Genomic DNA, 357 nt, shown 5'->3' on the forward strand with positions numbered 1-357 from the left:
GCCGTCGACGAACGGCTGGGCGGGATCGACATGCTGGTGGCATGCGCGGCGCTGGGCGCCGATCCGCTGGATGAGATGGCGGACGAGGACTGGCGCTATGTGATCGACACCAACCTCGTCGGCTATTTCGCCTGCGCCAAGGCGGCGATCACGCGCATGGAAGCGCAAGGCGGTGGCCACCTGCTGTTCGTCGGATCGATCAGCACCGAGATCAAGGCCCCCGGCGAAAGCGTCTATTCGGCGACCAAGGCCGGCATCCAAGCCTTTGCCGAAACGCTCCGCAAGGAGGTCGCCGAGCGTAACATCCGTGTCAGCGTGATCCAGCCCGGCTCCGTCGATACCGACATGCAGGAATGT

Annotated in this window: 1 protein-coding gene; it reads left to right on the plus strand. The window is 64.7% G+C overall.

The window, feature by feature from the left end:
* On the plus strand, positions 1 to 357 hold a 357-nt coding region (locus AC0IYH_RS30005), incomplete at both ends, for an SDR family oxidoreductase (protein ID WP_471837743.1).

The organism is Pseudomonas sp. AC463 (genome assembly GCF_979253585.1).